The sequence below is a fragment of the Microcoleus asticus IPMA8 genome (assembly GCF_013179805.1).
Taxonomy (GTDB): domain Bacteria; phylum Cyanobacteriota; class Cyanobacteriia; order Cyanobacteriales; family Microcoleaceae; genus Microcoleus; species Microcoleus asticus.
Window position 1 is genome coordinate 19,078 of the sequence record NZ_SRRZ01000005.1, and the last position, 16,878, is coordinate 35,955.

Below are 16,878 nucleotides of genomic sequence, written 5' to 3' on the forward strand. Positions count from 1 at the left end.
GAAAGTTCCACCTCCCAGATTCATCTGTGGAGTAAATCTCAAATCTCAAATCCTTCGACTCAGCGCTTACACCCAAGCCTCAAATCTCAAATCGACTGACTTTCACAGAAGCGCGATCGCATTTGACAGCCAGATTCCGCTATTTTACGCTTGGGCGATGGGAATTGATGCGATCGCAGCCCTGATTTTTGGGCGGCAAGTTCGATCGCATCAGCATCTCGGCCCTGATGTTTGCAGTGATTTTTTCTTCACTGTTTGCCCCATTGGTATTCTTCGGAAACGGGCAGGGCGCATTGCTAGAAATGACTTTATGCGGTATAGGTATGGGAGCCGAGGAATCGATTTTGAAAGCCGCCGTAGCTGGACTCGTGCCTGCCGACAAAATAGGTTCCGCCTATGGGATATTTAACACAGGCTATGGCTTATCATAGTTTCTGGGCAGTTTGGCGATGGGAATTTTGTACGATCGCTCAATTACTTGGCTGGTTGTATTTTCAGTTGCGCTCCAACTCGCTGCTATTCCCGTATTGTTCCTGGTGAAAAAGCGATCGTTTGTCACAGAAAATTGGCCGAATACTCGGCAGTCATACCATTTTCGATTTTCGATTTTTGATTTTCGATTGAGAATGACTGACTGCATCATGGTTTGGGGCTTGCCTGCCGTTGCATTATTTTACGAAACTGGTATCAATTAGCCGTTATCCGTTGTCAGTTTACCAGAGTTTTTGACGGCTGATTAATGACTAATAACTAAAATTAAACAAAACATAGGAGGTTGAGTTGTGATAGTTAAAACAGCAACAGAGTGCCTCATCACCTTAGAAGGCGTTAGCAAAGCTTACCAGCAGCCCAACGGTCAAAAAATCTCTATTTTAGAGCCAATTAATTTAGAGCTGCGATCGGGCGAAATAGTAGCTTTGCTCGGGCCTTCCGGTTCGGGTAAATCAACATTAATGCGGATGATTGCCGGACTTATCCCGCCCAGCGGCGGTCGAGTTCTTTACCACAATCGTCCTTTAGTCGGCTTAAATCCTGGGGTGGCAATTGTATTTCAAAACTTTGCCCTTTATCCTTGGCTGACGGTACTAGAAAATGTAGAATTAGGCTTAAAAGCTAAAGGAGAAGTGGCAGAAACGCGCAGGCAAAAAGCTTTGCGTATGATTGACATTATTGGTTTAGACGGATTTGAAAATGCTTATCCGAAAGAACTTTCCGGCGGAATGCGGCAGCGGGTGGGATTTGCTAGAGCTTTGGCGGTGGAACCCGAATTGCTTTGCATGGATGAACCATTTTCAGCTTTAGACGTGCTGACGGCAGAAAACTTGCGGTTTGAGTTATTAGATTTGTGGCTAGAAAAGAAAATTCCTACTAAAGCTGTTTTAATCGTAACTCACGGGATTGAGGAAGCGGTAATTTTAGCCGATCGAGTTGTAGTCTTGGGCCGCAATCCGGGGCGAATTCGCGCCGAATTGACCGTGACTTTGCCGCACTACCGCGATCGCAAAACTGCGGAATTCCAAGCTCTCGTAGACCAAGTTTACAAAATTCTAACCAATCCTGACTTGAGCGACGAAACAGTGACAGCAACTGCTGAAAGTGCCGCTGCTGTGTCTCAACCTCAACCCCCTGAAAGCGCTAAATACCAATCTCTGCCGCAGGTGCGAACAGGTGCGATCGCAGGTCTGTTGGAACTCTTGGAAGACCGCAAGGAAAAAGACCTCTACCGCCTCGGTCAAGAACTAATGTTAGAGGTTGACGACATTTTGCCGATCGTGGAAGGAGCAAAATTAATGGATTTTCTGGTAATCCAAGAAGGCGACCTCATTTTAACTCCTGTTGGCATTCAGTTCATTGCCGGCGGAATTGACCAGCGCAAACAAATTGTTCGCACCCAAATTCTCAGCAATATTCGCCTCGTACAGCAAATTTCTCTAATGCTTCAGGCTAAGCGCAATCACCGCATTTCTGAAGAATTAATTTTGGATATTCTAGAAGCCCACTTTAGCCCCAAAGAAGCAATGCGGCAATTGAAAACTGCTATTGACTGGGGTCGCTACGCAGAGTTATACAGTTACGATGAACCGGGCGGCGAAATCTTCTTAGAATCAGAAGATAAAGCTGAGTAGTTAGTGGTTAGCTGTCTGTTGAATGTTGACTTTTGTCTCTTGTCATTAGTTACCAATGCCCGATGCCAGATGCCAGATTCCCAATAACTAATTATTATGACAAGACCTCTAACACCCGCCAATAAAACTTTAGAAAGGTCAGCTTGGACTTGGCAAGACGGCTTGCTGATTCTAGCAATCTTCTCTCTAATTTTGGTCATTGTCCAAACAGCTTCTCAATTCAGCAGTGACTACAACCCAAATTTTCAAATTGAGACTACGCTAAATGTCTTGCCAGCATATACAGCCCAGAGTCTTTTACGCATGGCAGCAGCCTATTTTTTATCCCTGCTGTTTACCCTAGTTTATGCTTATTCTGCTTACCGCTTTCCCCTCGCAGCGAAAATTTTAATTCCTTTGTTAGACATTTTGCAGTCGATTCCAGTTTTATCTTTTTTGCCGGGAGTTGTTTTAGCGCTAGTTACTTTATTTCCAGGTCAAAGAATCGGCGTAGAACTCGCATCGATTATCTTAATATTTACTGGGATGACTTGGAATATGACCTTTAGTTTCTATCAGTCGCTTTCCGGCATTCCGCGAGAACTTAAGGAAGCTGCTCAAGTTTATCGACTCAATGCTTGGCAGCAGTTCTGGACGTTAGAATTGCCCGCTGGTGCGATCGGACTGGTGTGGAACAGTGTCATGTCAGTAGCGGGCGGCTGGTTCTTTTTGATTGCGATCGAATCTTTTACCTTGGGTGACAAAAACTTTAATTTGCCCGGACTCGGTTCCTATTTGGGCAAGGCAGCCAATGAAGGTAATTTTGGGGCGATCGGTTGGGGTTTAGCAGTATTAATTGCTGTTATTATAGCCCTAGACTTTTTGATATGGCAGCCTTTGATTGCTTGGGCGGAAAAGTTTAAATATCAAGCCGTGGAAGCTACCAATGTACCGCAGTCAAAATTGTTGGATTTTTTGAGGCGATCCGCGACGCTGCGGGTATTTAAGTCGCGCATTTCGCCGATTAGAGACAGTTTCGATCGCGGTTTGGCAAGAGCTTTTGCACCTGCTAATTTACAAACAAATCCCAGACAAAAAAGCCGCATCGGAAATTGGATAAATTGGATATTTGTCAGCGGGTTTGCCGTCATTGTGCTTTGGGGAACTTGGGAAGCGGTGCTGCTGCTGCGGTTGCTGAATTTGTCGGACTGGCAAAAAGTCATGACTGGTGCATTTTTTACAGCTTTGCGAGTCATTTGCGCGCTATTTTTATCGCTGCTGTGGACAGTGCCGGTCGGAGTGGCGATCGGTCGAAATCCGCGTTTAGCTCAAATTTTGCAGCCATTAGTACAAATAGCAGCTTCTGTACCGGCAACCGCTTTATTTCCCGTATTGCTACTAGCTTTAATTCAGGCTGGAGGCGGCTTGCAAATAGGTTCTGTGGCGCTGATGATGTTGGGTACAATGTGGTATTTGCTGTTTAATGTTATTGCTGGCGCTCAAGCCATACCTTCGGAGTTATTTGAAGCTGCGCAAGTTTACAAATTATCCCTAATTCAGCTCTGGAAAAGTTTAATTTTGCCGGGAATTTTTCCCTACTTAATCACAGGAATTATTACTGCCGTTGGCGGAGCTTGGAATGCCAGTATTGTCAGCGAATACGTGCAGTTTAAAGGTCAAATTGTTACTACAGAGGGTTTGGGAGAAACTATTTCTCAGGCGACGGCATCTGGGAATTTTCCCTTGCTTTTGGCTGCTACTTCTGTGATGTCGTTGTTAGTTGTATTGACTAACCGTTTGGTGTGGCGGCCGCTTTACCGTTTGGCACAAGAAAAATATCAACTATTGGTTTAATTTGGGTAGTAAAATAGGAGTGAAATATAGCAGCCCAAGCTGATAGATAGCCGCTGTAAATTCTTGGATATGGCGATTTAATGAAAATATACGACACTTGTGTGTGGCAAAACGCGCCAAACTTAATTTTAGAGGGTGCAGGTTGAAGTTAGCCGATCGCAGTATCCAAAACAGCCCGATCGCCCAAAATTAGACCACCAAAATATATTGACAATATGGTTTTTTTGTGTATCATATTAAAAATCAGTAAAATATCTATTTAGATGCCGAACTAATGAACTCAGCACTAACTAACAAAAACCTAAAACTCGCAGCATTTACAGCCATATTTGCGATATTATTCCCTGCTGCTTTACCTAAAATTGCCTCAGCCCAGACAACACTAGAAGAAATTCGGCAAACTGGAATTCTCAAAGTAGGCATCAGAAAAGACGCCCCTCCCTTCGGCTACTTAGAAGGCGAAAAATGGCAAGGAGTTTGCATCGAAGGCTTAGAATTTTTCAGAGCTGACTTAGAAAAGAAAATAAATCGCTCCGTCCGCTTAGAAAAAATAGAAACAGACCTCAACGAATCAGCCGAAAAAGGGCGCTTTCGCAGCGTTACCAGCAAGCGCGCTCACCTAGAATGCGGGCCTAATACAATCCTAAAAAATCCCCCCAGCGGGATTGCATATTCACTGCCTTTTTTATACAGCGGCACTTATTTGTTAGTCAAGCCAGAAAACAGAGTGAGAGTCAACCCTTCGGGATTCCTGCAAGACGTGACCATTGGCGTGCTCAGCGGTTCTCTTACCCAACAATTCATTGCAGGCCGATATCAACTAGCCAACCAGCGCATTTATGAAGGTATCGGGGGCCGAGAGTCGGGTGTAAAAGATGCGGTATCCGGAGCAATCGATGCCTTCGCTAGCGATGGAATGTTGTTAGTAGGAGAAGCTCTGAGACAGGGTTTAACTCCAAGCCAATATTCTGTTATACCGGAGCAGCCTTTAACCTGCATTTCCTACGGCATGATCCTGCCAGCAAGCGATACTGAATGGAAAGAAACAGTCAATAATTTTATTCGCAATCAAAGTTCGACGAACCTGTTGGAAAAAGTGCTCGGGCGCAATTCTCCTTTCTTTCCGATGAGTGTCGCCGATCAAGATAAATGTATTTGAACCCAAATCGCGCCAGGTGCTCGGCGCGCACCTGAAGAATAGGGGTAAGATGCGGAGATTGTCAGGGCAAGTCCGATCGCTGCAACCAGTGGCGTCAATAAGCTCTAAACTGGATTCAGGAAGGCGCGCAGCACAGGTTTAGGAGGGTCATCAGTGACAGAAAAAAGTTATCAATCGTCTTCTCTACCCACCTACGCGCGAAAGGAACTGCGGGAATTAGTTCGATCGCAGTTAAGGGCCCTGTTGGAAGAAGGAGACTTTAAAGGAGCAAAAGCGATTTTGCACCCGGTGCAGGAAGCCGACATAGCTGAAGCTATCGAAGGCTTGCCAGAAACCATGCAAGTAATAGCTTTCCGCTTGCTTTCCAAAGACGAAGCGATCGCAGTTTACGAATATCTCGACTCCAGCGTTCAGCAGTCCCTGTGCGAAAAATTCAAACGCCAAGAAGTCCTCGATATTGTAGACAAAATGTCCCCGGACGATCGAGCTAAACTCTTTGACGAACTGCCGGCAATATTAGTCCGTCGCCTGTTGGGTGAATTGAGTCCGACGGAACGGGAAGCTACGGCGCAACTCTTGGGTTACGAAGCCAGTACCGCCGGTCGGATTATGACCCCGGAATACATTTCTCTGAAAGAAAGCTTTACCGTCGCCCAAGCTTTAGACCGAATTCGCTCTTTGGCTAAAACTACAGAAACAATTTATTCTCTTTACGTCACCGACGCCGGACGCAGCTTGACCGGCATTTTATCCTTGCGGGATTTAGTCACTTCCCCCCTCGACAAAACTGTGGGCGAAATTATGACCCGCGACGTAGTTTCTGTTCAAACAGGAACGGATCAAGAAGAAGTAGCTAGGCTGATCCAGCGTTACGATTTTTTAGCTGTGCCCGTTGTAGACCGCGAACAGCGCTTGGTCGGGATCATTACAGTTGACGACGCGATCGACATTTTAGAACAAGAAGCCGCCAAAGATATTTATACCTTGGGCGGCGTCCAGTCCGGCGGCGACAATTATTTTCAGACCGATTTAATTACCGTTGCCCGGAAAAGGGTCGTGTGGCTGTTTGTTCTGCTATTAACTAATACTGTCACCGGCGCAATTATTCGAGCTCAAGAAGATATTTTGCACCAAGTAGTCGCCCTAGCAGCCTTTATTCCCCTGCTGACTGGCACTGGAGGCAATGTCGGAGCTCAGTCCTCAACTGTTGTAATTCGCGGTTTGAACACTGATGAAATTACAGCAATGGGGCCGTTTCAAGTAATTGTTCGCGAGGGGATGGCGGGAGCGCTGCTAGGAGGTATATTGGGGACTGTAGCGACGGGCTGGGCTTATACTCTGCAAGGGAGTTTAGCAGTGGCGCTCGCGGTGGGAGTGAGTTTGTTTGCGATCGCAATTTTAGCTTCTATTGCCGGTTCAGCTCTGCCGTTTCTATTTCGTTCTTTGGGTTTAGACCCCGCTTTAATGTCTGCTCCTTTTATTACCACCGCAGTTGATGTCCTCGGGGTCTTGATTTATTTCACTTTAGCTCGACTAATTTTGCAGCTTTAATATATTGAATTAGATGGCTGTGAATAAAAAACTTAATCGGTTTTTCACCACTGCTAAACTCGGGGTCAACGTGCGATTCCATACCAGATATCTGCACTGGCGCGTACTTTATTTTTATCCGCACACTTGCACCAGTTGAAAAAAAGAATGCAACTATAGGCACGTGTTCCAAACTCCGAGCTTCATCAGTCATTCCAAATCTAAAATCTAAAATCTAAAATCTAAAATCTAAAATGGTATTAGCCTATGTCATCATCCAATTCACAAACCAAAATCCAAAATCCCAAGTCGAGCAATTTGTTAGAAACTGCTGAAGCGGTTTTTCTTGCTGCCTCTGCTGTGGGATTGGCTGTTAGTTTGGTTTGGGGGCAGAGCGTTTATGCTCAAGTGCCTGTAGTGATTTCGTTGGTGTTAAATTTTGTGAACCGGCAGAAGTTGCACGGGCAAGTTAAAGCAAGTACGGCGGCAACGTTCGATCGCGTAAATCAACAAGGAGCTACTACCGATCGCGCGATCGAGCAATTGCAACTTGCTGTAAATGCTTTAGATGAAGCTCTTTCTAAAACATCTCGCGAAAATCTCAATGTTGGGCAGGGAGAAAATGTGCACTCTCTCATTTCAGCAATTGAGAACCTGCGCCAGCGATTAATAATTTTAGAAAAAACTATTAAAATGATTCAAAGCGAGATCGAACTCACCAGCCGCCAATTCAAACAGCGGCCGGAGTTGCAACAAGTCGAAACTTTGACAACAATAATTCTGGACTTGCAGCAGTTTATCAACGAACTGCCACAGTGGGGCAGTTTGCAGCAGCGGCAGCTAACAGAACTTCAGCAAAAAGTAGACAATGCTTTGGCTGAGCTATCTGAAGAAATTGCTGTGATTCCCAACCGCGTGCAGGAGGCAGTAGCTAGTCGCGGGGGGGAAATTAACCCAGAGTTGGGTTCGAGTTTGAATGCCGATCGAAAGAAGGCCTATCGACCTAAAACCCAGAATGAGAAAATTCGCCAGAAATATCCCAGAGCTTATGTCAAGTGGAGTCAGGATGAAGACGAAAATTTGAAGCAAGAATATGCTAGCGGTCAACAAATTGGCGAATTAGTTCAGAGATTTCAGCGACAGCCTAGTGCCATTCGTTCGCGATTACAAAAATTAGGCTTAATCGAATAATGGGAATGGTATAGACAAAAATGAGTAAATCTAAAATCTAAAATCTAAAATCGGCAATAACAAAACGATCGCCCTTTTTTTTAAAAGAGCGATCGTTTTATTTCTTTATTCAGTACCGGCTGCCAACAGCGGGCCACTAACATTACATCTCAAGGCTTTTGAGCCTGGGTCTACCTCATTCTAGAAATCTTGGGGTAACAAAGAACTTAAACGCTCCAACAAAGGATCGGAATTCCTAGGAGGAGCAACCTCAGCATCTGACACTAAATTATCATCCGCCACAGACTCAGACTCAATCGAGCCAGGCTCTACTACTTTTGAAACTTGGGCAAAAGAAACTTGAGCAAACTTACTGTTAACACTTCCCTGCAACTGATCCAACTGCGCGCCCAGTTGACTCAGGTGATGTTCCAGTCCCTCCAAACGGCTTAATTCCTCAGCCGAAACATTGCGCTCGAACTCAGCAAATTTGACCGCAAGTTCAGCAATACCCTGTTCCAACCGCTGAAAGCTCTGTGTAGAGCTAGCAGACTCAGATACAGACAAAAACTGCCACAAAGCTTGCTTGCAGAGATTGCTGAAAGTCTGATACTTCGTGAAAGCCAACTCTTTTTCAATAGCGGCCAGCAAAGTTTGATCCGCAGCATCTTCAGTAAACGCCACCGAGAAATTCGCCTTATTTTTTGCCCACAGTGCCATAGGGTTCAAGCCTTAATCCGTTACTTTATCGTGGCTAGCTGAGCCTCAGCATAAATAAACTGTCCCAAAGCATTAGCTTTCCGAGAAGGCTGAGCCAAGTGAGCCTTAAGATTGGCGTCTTTAAGCAAAGGTTGCAGCACCTCCCAGAAAAACTCGCCGCCGCCGCCAGTCAGAACCACATCCGTCACCCGTTCCGGCAGCCACTGCACCAAACGTTCGGACAGTTCGTTAGCGAAAGCCTCCCGCAAATCCTTAATAATCGGATCTAAATTAGTCGGCTTAGTCGCTCCTCTCGGACGGTAGAAACGCTGGCCTTCTGGTTTATTCACCGCTTCCAGTAAAGACAGAGATTGAGGGTCTGCCCCCGGAATCTTTGAGGCAACTTGTTCGTAGAACTTGTTCATGGCGAAGGAATCGCTCTTAGAAGCCGCGCGGGCGAACCGGAAACGATCGACCATTAACAAATCGGTAGTTTGGTGTCCGATATCGACAACAGCCACCGACAGTTCGGGCAACTCCGGCGTAAACTCCTTGTTGTCTTGAGCCTCGCACCAAATCAGGCTGCCGAAGCCTTCGGGCATCACCCAAACGTGACTGATGTTAATATCCACACGCTCGCCCCTGTACACCACAACGTGGGGAGAGCGCAGTTGGCTGATAATCTCTTCCTTTTCTTTCTCAAACTGATCCTGGGAATAAAACGGCAAACCCAGCACAACTGCTATTTCGCCCTTCATCTGGAAATATCCAGCACAGGAAAAAACCTTAACCAAAGCATCTACTACTTTCGACTGGTCGGCGCCGCCGAGATTAGCGCCAAAATCTGCAGCCAGTTGGCCTATAGCGTACCCTTTGCCTTGGTACTCCAGCCACATATCCAACAGAGGGTCTGTTGCTTTCGACTCAAAGCTGCCGCCACGAACCTTTTCAACGGGCATAGCAGCCACGTTGGCAGGGATGAAAACAACGCTGCTGGGGTTGCGACTCACGCAGGCTTTAGTTGCCGTCCGACCCAAATCAGCACTAATAATCGATTTGTGAGAAGCGATCTTAGTCTGCTGCGTCAGCATAGCCGAATTAGGAACAAGCTGTCTAGTTGTCATTGAAATGTGTTACCTCACTGAGCCTCACCATTATCATGCCTTATCCCTTGACACTGCCACGCTTAAAGACAGTGGGTTTTGCGGCGATTCTTCTAACTCTACCTAGATTGGTATCGAAATCAGCACCAAACATTATATTCGGGACGATCGCCCTTACCGTAACTAACCTAACTTTTTCTGGAGCGATCGTCGTTTAAGCTCTGTTGCCTGAGAGTGCATTGTTAAGTTAAATTTAGTTAAGATTCTGAGTGTAAACTTTTGTCGCACTTCTCCGACACCGCGATCTTACCCGATCTGTCCCCAATTCAAGGCATCCGCATTTATGAAAATTTCTTGGCGAACTATACTACTTTGGACTTTACCCGCCTTAGTCATCGGCTTTTTCTTGTGGCAGGGGGCCTTTGCCCCATCCCCCACAGAAATGACCAAGAACACCGCCAGTACCCGCCTCAGCTACGGTCGATTCTTAGATTACTTAAACGCCGGTCGAGTGACCAGCGTTGACCTTTACGACGGAGGCCGGACGGCTATTGTCCTAGCAGTCGATCCCGAACTGGACAATCACGAGCAGCGGTGGCGGGTGGACTTGCCCTCAAATGCCCCGGAACTGGTTTCTAGACTTAGAGACTCCAAAATCAGCTTCGACACTCACCCCCTGCGCAACGACGGCGCTGTCTGGGGACTTTTAGGCAATCTAGTATTTCCCCTCTTGTTAGTAGGAGGGCTGTTTTTCCTCTTCCGCCGCGGTGGCAACGTTCCCGGCGGCCCGGGCCAAGCCATGAATTTTGGCAAATCCAAAGCTCGCTTTCAAATGGAAGCTAAAACAGGCGTACTGTTCGACGACGTAGCAGGCGTTGAGGAAGCCAAAGAAGAACTTCAAGAAGTGGTGACATTCCTCAAAAAACCCGAACGCTTCACCGCAGTCGGGGCGAAGATTCCCAAAGGCGTGCTGCTAGTGGGCCCTCCCGGAACCGGTAAAACCCTGCTGGCAAAAGCGATCGCAGGCGAAGCCGGCGTGCCTTTCTTCAGCATCTCCGGTTCAGAATTTGTGGAAATGTTCGTCGGTGTCGGCGCTTCCCGCGTTCGGGACTTGTTCAAGAAAGCTAAAGAAAATGCTCCTTGCATCATCTTTATCGATGAAATCGATGCAGTGGGCCGCCAGCGCGGCGCCGGTATCGGCGGCGGTAACGACGAACGGGAACAAACCCTGAACCAGTTGCTGACCGAAATGGACGGTTTTGAGGGCAATACTGGCATTATCATCATTGCTGCCACGAACCGCCCCGACGTGCTCGACTCAGCGCTGCTGCGTCCGGGACGTTTTGACCGCCAAGTTAGCGTAGATACGCCGGATATCAAAGGCCGCTTGGAAATTTTGGAAGTTCACGCGCGCAACAAGAAGCTGTCTCCGGAGATTTCTTTGGACGCCATCGCCCGCCGCACTCCGGGTTTTACGGGCGCTGATTTGGCTAACTTGCTCAACGAAGCTGCTATTTTAACTGCCCGCCGCCGGAAAGAAGCGATTACGATGCTCGAAGTTGACGATGCAGTCGATCGCGTGGTAGCAGGTATGGAAGGCACTCCCTTGGTGGACAGCAAGAGCAAGCGGTTGATTGCTTACCACGAAATCGGCCACGCGATCGTCGGTACAATCATTCAAGCCCACGATCCAGTTCAAAAAGTTACCTTAGTTCCTCGCGGACAGGCCCGCGGCTTGACTTGGTTCATGCCCAGCGAAGACCAAGGTTTGATTTCTCGATCGCAAATTTTGGCCCGGATTAGCGGTGCTTTGGGTGGCCGCGCAGCCGAAGAAGTAGTTTTCGGCGATGCCGAAGTAACCACCGGTGCCGGCAACGACTTGCAGCAAGTCAGCGGTATGGCGCGCCAAATGGTGACTCGCTACGGGATGTCTACCTTGGGCCCGATCGCCCTGGAAGCTCAGCAAAGCGAAATTTTCCTCGGCCGCGACTACACAGCGCGATCGGAATATTCCGAAGAAATTGCCTCTCGGATTGACGGACAAGTCCGGGAAATTGTCGATCGCTGCTACGACGACGCCCGCCGAATTATTCGCGAAAATCGCACCGTGGTCGATCGCTTAGTCGATTTGTTGATCGAAAAAGAAACCATCGACGGCGAAGAGTTGCGCCTAATCGTCTCTGAGTACACTTTTGTTCCTGAAAAAGAACAATACGTTCCTCAGCTTTAAGACTTGTTTAAAAATTAGGGACACGGCAATGCCGTGTCTTTAAAAAGTAGGGACGCAGCACTATTGCCACGTCCCTACTTTTTTATTAAACTGTCAATAATATTAAACCGCCCCTAAACGCCAATTAACGCAGATGAATACTAAATTTGCCATACATACTAAGAATTTGTCATTTTTTTTAATAGCAACTTTTATTTTTGTTTGTATCAATACTTTGAGCGCCCGCGCCGAAAAATTAAGATGTTTTGTAGATATTTGCCTCGACCCCAGCAGCGTTGAATTAAGTAAATCCGATATTCCCGGTGCTCCCTCTTATCCAGTCAGAGCTATTTTAGGAACTCAACAGTTTAGTAAGCAGAAATTGTTGGCGCAAATGGAAGTTAACTGCCAGCAGCGACAGTTTAGAACTGTCAGAGTTAGCGAAGATGGCGAAATTTGGTCTAATTTCGATCCCAGATGGACTTTAGTCGATCGCAACTCATCTTTGTCTGGCCTGGTTGACTATACTTGTAAATTGGCGATCGCAGAACAATAGAATCAATAAGTAGACCCAGAAAAAAAACAGAGCACCTATCTCTTCAACCTTGGGCTTGCGGGTGCAAGTTTGACCAGCAGCGCTTGAAACCGCCGAGTGTTAATATTACACTCAATCTAAAATCTAAAATCTAAAATCTAAAATCGGATGACAAACCCCACCGAATACCGGCAAAGACGCGAACAGTTAATGGCAAAAATTGGCAGCGGGACGGCGATATTTCGCAGCGCGCCCACAGCCGTCATGCACAACGATGTAGAATACGCATACCGACAAGATAGCGATTTTTTCTACTTAACCGGTTTCAACGAAGCTGCGGCGGTAGCAGTGCTCGCGCCGCACCACGAAGAACACAAGTTTGTCCTGTTTGTGCAGCCAAAAGACTTGGAAAAAGAAACTTGGCACGGTTATCGGGCCGGAGTAGAAGGCGCTAAGGAATTGTACGGTGCAGATGAAGCTTTCCCCATCGCCGAACTTGCGGAAAAATTGCCGAAATATTTAGAAAAAGCCGATCGAATATACTATCACTTCGGGCGCGATCGTAGTTTCGACCAAACAGTCCTCAATCACTGGCAGCGCTTGATGGCAACCTACCCGAAACGCGGCACGGGCCCCACAGCAATCGAAGATTCCAACATCATTTTACACCCGATGCGGCTGGTGAAAAGCGAAACTGAATTAGCATTAATGCGAAAAGCCGCTAATATCTCAGTTGCAGCGCACAACCGCGCCCAAGAATTCGCCAAACCTGGCAGGTACGAATACGAAATCCAAGCTGAAATAGAACATACTTTTGGGTTAAATGGCTGCACTCCCGCTTACCCTTCAATTGTTGCATCTGGTTACAATTCCTGCGTCCTTCACTACATCGAAAACAACCGACAAATGCAGGAAAACGATTTGTTGCTAATAGATGCCGGTTGTGCTTGCGACTACTACAACGCTGATATTACTCGCACGTTTCCTGTCAGCGGCAAATTTACAGCCGAACAACAGATAATTTATGACTTAGTTTTGCAAGCACAATTGCAGGCAATTAGTCAAGTATATCCGGGTAATCCTTACAGCAAAATTCACGAAACAGCCGTGCGCGTTTTGGTGGAAGGTTTAATGGATTTAAAACTTTTGGTGGGAGACATTGAAGAGATAATTAAAGAAGAGAAATACAAGCCATTTTATATGCACCGCACTGGTCATTGGCTGGGATTGGACGTGCACGATGTCGGCGTTTATCAGTACGGCGAAAATCCGCAAGTTTTGCAGGCAGGACAAGTGCTGACGGTGGAACCGGGGATTTATATTTCTCCTTATATTAAACCCGTTGAAGGACAGCCGGAGGTTCCTGAAAAATGGCGCGGTATTGGCGTGAGAATTGAAGATGATGTTTTGGTGACACTTGAGAGCCAGGAAGTCTTGACGGCGGGAGTTCCTAAATAAAGGTAGAAGGCTTTGGGTACAAGTCAAGAAAGATTGACTACTTAAGTTGGCAGTAAAGGCTTGAGCTTTGTTAGTATTGGCTTGAAACAGCTCAAGTCTTTACTGCCAAACCTAGAGCAATTATGTGTATTGATCCTACCAAGATCGATCGACCTCTGGAAACCTGCGAAGCATTAGTAGCAGAGCAAAAAGCAAAAATTCGGCAACTTGAAGAGGATTTGCAGCAGCAGAGAGATTTGTGCCAGAAATTAGAAGCACAACTCAAAGCAGTCGAGAATGCTGGCTTTTCGGGTTCGGCGACTGAATTTGATATCACCGAGGACGATCGCATTCGGTTAATCGCATCTCTGGAAAAAAGCCAGGAAATGTACCGAACTCTCATCAAACATTATCCGAATGGTTCGGTGTTTTTGTTCGATCGCGATTTGCGCTATACCCTGGTTGACGGTCAAGGGTTGGCAGTAGTTGGTTTGTCCAAAGAACTGTTGGAAGGCAAAACATTGTGGGAAGTATCGCCACCAGAAGATTTGCCACTTTTTGAGACTACATATCGCGCGGCTTTGGCAGGAAAAGAGAATACTTTTGAATATAAATACGGCGGTCGCGTTTATTCAACAACAATTGCTCCCGTCAAAAACGACAGGGAAGAAATTTTTGCAGGAATGGTCGTTACTCAAGATATTACCGAAAAAAAACAGGCAGAAATAGCCCTGGAAGAAATCACAAATCAGCTAGAAATTAAATATCAAAAGCGCACTGAAGACTTGAAAACAGCCAACAATAAATTGCAGGAAGAAATTATCTATCGCTGGCGCGCCGAAAAAGCTCTGCGGGAAAGCCAGGAACAGCTAGAATTGTTTTTCTCTCAATCTTTAGATGGCTTTTTCTTTATGATGCTGGACGAACCGATTAACTGGGACGATACAGTTGACAAAGAAAAAGTTTTGGATTACGTGTTTGCTAACGGGCGGGTAACGAAGGCAAACGATGCTGTGATCGCTCAATACGGATGTACTAGAGAAGAGTTTATTGGTCGGACGCTTCACTCTTTTTTCTCCCACAACTTGACTGGCGGCAGAGAGATAATCAGGCAATTTTTTGATGCTGGCAGAATTCACATCAAAAATGACAATCGCAAGTTTGACGGGGTTATAATTTGGGTGGAAGGCGACTATATTTGCATTTACGATTCCCACGGCAGAATCGTCGGATATTTTGGCGTGCAGCGCGATATTAGCGATCGCACAAAAGTAGAAGCGACCCTCAGAGATAGCGAAGAACGCTTTCGGGCAACCGTCGAACAAGCGGCAGTCGGCATTACCCACCCTGACAAAACAGGCCGCTATTTGCGAGTCAATCAAAAATTTTGCGAGATCGTGGGATATACTGCGAGCGAACTGCTGTCGCGAACTTGGATGGACGTTACTTACCCAGAAGATATAGATGCAGATTTAGAACAAAGCAAGCAATTATTTGCCGGGGAAATTGACAGTTTTAAAATGGAAAAACGCTTGCTGCACAAAGACGGCAATGTAGTTTGGGTAAATATTACAGTATCGCTAATCAAAGAACCGCTGAGCGGGGCAATTTACAATGTAGTAGTGACAGAAGAGATTAGCGATCGAAAACAAGCTGAGGTAGCACTGAAAGAGAGCGAAGAAAGGTTCCGACAGCTAGCAGAAAACATTGAAAGCGTGTTTTGGATGTTAAACGTTCAACCCCTGGAAATTATTTATATCAGTCCGGGTTATGCAAAAATTTGGGGCAGAAGCTGTGCTGATTTGTATGCTTGCGAGCGCTTTTTTACAGAGTCCTTCCATCCAGAAGATCGCGACCGCATTATTGCTACCTTCACTAAAAAAATTGATTCTGAAGAGGATATCGAATATCGAATTGTCAGGCCGGACGGCAAAATCCGCTGGATTCGCGCTCGGGCTTTTCCGATTAGAAATCAAGCTGGTCAAGTTTACCGCATCGTTGGCATTGCAGAAGATATAAGTGAACGCAAACAGGCAGAAAAAACTATCCGTGAAAGTGAAGAACGTTTCCGCCAACTAGCAGAAAATATCCAAGATTCCTTCTGGCTGATGTCTGCTGAATTCACCGATTTATTGTATCTGAGTCCAGCTTACGAAAACATCTGGGGGCGCAGCCACGAAGAATTATATGCCGATCCCTTAAAAATGATGGAGTGGGTGCATCCAGAAGATAAACATTTGTTGGAAGAGGCAATGGGGCGAGTGTTGCAGGGCGAGTCAACCAATACCGAATATCGGATTTTTCGGCCAGACGGCACAATGCGCTGGGTGTGCGATCGAGCTTTTCCCATTTACGACGAATCCGGCAAAATTTACCGCATCGCGGGTATTGGCGAAGATATCAGCGATCGCAAATTGACCGAGGCCCGCATCCAAGCAGCACTCCGCGAAAAAGAAGTATTGCTCAAAGAAATTCACCACCGCGTCAAAAATAATATGCAGGTAATTTCCAGCTTGCTGCAACTTCAAGCTCAATACATTGAAGACGAAGCGATGCTAACTTTATTTGAAGAAAGCCAGACCCGAATCCATTCAATGGCTTTGATTCACGAGCAACTGTATCAATCCGAACATCTCGATCGGATCGACCTTCCCCCCTACGTCGAAAACTTAGTTGCTAATTTGTATCAATCTTTTGGGTGCGGCAACACTGCGATCCAATTCAATCTAAACGTTGACCGCATTTGTTTAAACATAGAAACAGCGATTCCTTGCGGGTTAATTATTAACGAACTGGTTTCTAATTCGTTGAAATATGCCTTTCCCCCTAGATTAGGAGGGGAAATTAGTATTAAATTTTTCAAAGACAGTAATCAGCAATTTAACTTAACTATTCAAGATAACGGTCGCGGATTTCCGGAGAATTTTGATGTGGAAAATACTGAGACATTAGGATTGCAATTAGTTAAAATGTTGGCTTACCAATTAGAGGCGAGTATTGCCATTGACAGTCAGTGTGGAACTTGCTACAATCTAATTTTCAAAGAGTTAAATTATCGGCAGCGTATTTAAAAAAAA

The 16,878-nt window shown here is 46.1% G+C and carries 13 protein-coding genes; 11 read left to right on the forward strand and 2 right to left on the reverse strand.

All coding sequences use genetic code 11. The features are described from left to right. Positions 1–188 precede the first annotated feature (188 nt). From E5S67_RS32170 to E5S67_RS02215, 7 genes are all read left to right on the forward strand, one after another. Entirely contained in the window at positions 189–431 is a 243-nt protein-coding gene (locus E5S67_RS32170; protein ID WP_216670141.1) for an MFS transporter, read from the forward strand. A gap of 18 nt (positions 432–449) precedes the next feature. Next, positions 450–695 carry a hypothetical protein gene (locus E5S67_RS32175; protein ID WP_216670142.1) on the forward strand — a complete coding sequence of 82 codons (246 nt, stop codon included), beginning with the start codon at positions 450–452 and terminating at the stop codon, positions 693–695. A gap of 87 nt (positions 696–782) precedes the next feature. Next, positions 783–2,126 carry an AAA-associated domain-containing protein gene (locus E5S67_RS34345; RefSeq protein WP_172185037.1) on the forward strand — a complete coding sequence of 448 codons (1,344 nt, stop codon included), beginning with the start codon at positions 783–785 and terminating at the stop codon, positions 2,124–2,126. Positions 2,127–2,222: 96 nt separating this feature from the next. After that, entirely contained in the window at positions 2,223–3,959 is a 1,737-nt protein-coding gene (locus E5S67_RS02200; protein ID WP_172185039.1) for an ABC transporter permease, read from the forward strand. A 274-nt stretch (positions 3,960–4,233) separates the two neighbouring features. Then, positions 4,234–5,118 (forward strand): amino acid ABC transporter substrate-binding protein, encoded by an 885-nt coding sequence (locus E5S67_RS02205; protein ID WP_172185041.1) that lies wholly within the window; start codon positions 4,234–4,236, stop codon positions 5,116–5,118. Between the two features lie 153 nt (positions 5,119–5,271). Then, positions 5,272–6,669 (forward strand): magnesium transporter, encoded by a 1,398-nt coding sequence (gene mgtE / locus E5S67_RS02210; protein WP_172185043.1) that lies wholly within the window; start codon positions 5,272–5,274, stop codon positions 6,667–6,669. A 246-nt stretch (positions 6,670–6,915) separates the two neighbouring features. Beyond that, a complete protein-coding gene (locus tag E5S67_RS02215) occupies positions 6,916–7,839 on the forward strand; it encodes a hypothetical protein (RefSeq protein ID WP_172185045.1) in 924 nt (307 codons plus the stop codon). Between the two features lie 180 nt (positions 7,840–8,019). On the opposite strand, the gene fcmC is transcribed toward E5S67_RS02215, so the two are convergent. Continuing rightward, on the reverse strand, positions 8,020–8,538 hold the full coding sequence (gene fcmC / locus E5S67_RS02220; protein WP_172185047.1) for a filament morphology membrane protein FcmC: 519 nt from the start codon (positions 8,536–8,538) through the stop codon (positions 8,020–8,022). 20 nt (positions 8,539–8,558) lie between these two features. Then, the gene (gene fcmB, locus E5S67_RS02225) at positions 8,559–9,641 is read right to left on the reverse strand and encodes a filament morphology actin-like protein FcmB (protein WP_172185049.1); all 1,083 of its coding nucleotides are present in this window, start codon (positions 9,639–9,641) and stop codon (positions 8,559–8,561) included. A 322-nt stretch (positions 9,642–9,963) separates the two neighbouring features. On the opposite strand from fcmB, the gene ftsH2 reads away from it, so the two are divergent. The 4 genes from ftsH2 (at position 9,964) to E5S67_RS02245 (ending at position 16,872) form a co-directional block, all read left to right on the forward strand. Continuing rightward, positions 9,964–11,850 carry an ATP-dependent zinc metalloprotease FtsH2 gene (gene ftsH2, locus E5S67_RS02230; RefSeq protein WP_172185051.1) on the forward strand — a complete coding sequence of 629 codons (1,887 nt, stop codon included), beginning with the start codon at positions 9,964–9,966 and terminating at the stop codon, positions 11,848–11,850. 133 nt (positions 11,851–11,983) lie between these two features. Further along, the gene (locus E5S67_RS02235; RefSeq protein ID WP_172185053.1) at positions 11,984–12,385 is read left to right on the forward strand and encodes a hypothetical protein; all 402 of its coding nucleotides are present in this window, start codon (positions 11,984–11,986) and stop codon (positions 12,383–12,385) included. Positions 12,386–12,532: 147 nt separating this feature from the next. Beyond that, positions 12,533–13,822 (forward strand): aminopeptidase P N-terminal domain-containing protein, encoded by a 1,290-nt coding sequence (locus E5S67_RS02240; RefSeq protein WP_172185055.1) that lies wholly within the window; start codon positions 12,533–12,535, stop codon positions 13,820–13,822. Between the two features lie 122 nt (positions 13,823–13,944). Beyond that, positions 13,945–16,872, forward strand: coding sequence for a PAS domain S-box protein (locus E5S67_RS02245; RefSeq protein WP_172185057.1), 2,928 nt, complete (start codon positions 13,945–13,947; stop codon positions 16,870–16,872). Positions 16,873–16,878: the final 6 nt, after the last annotated feature.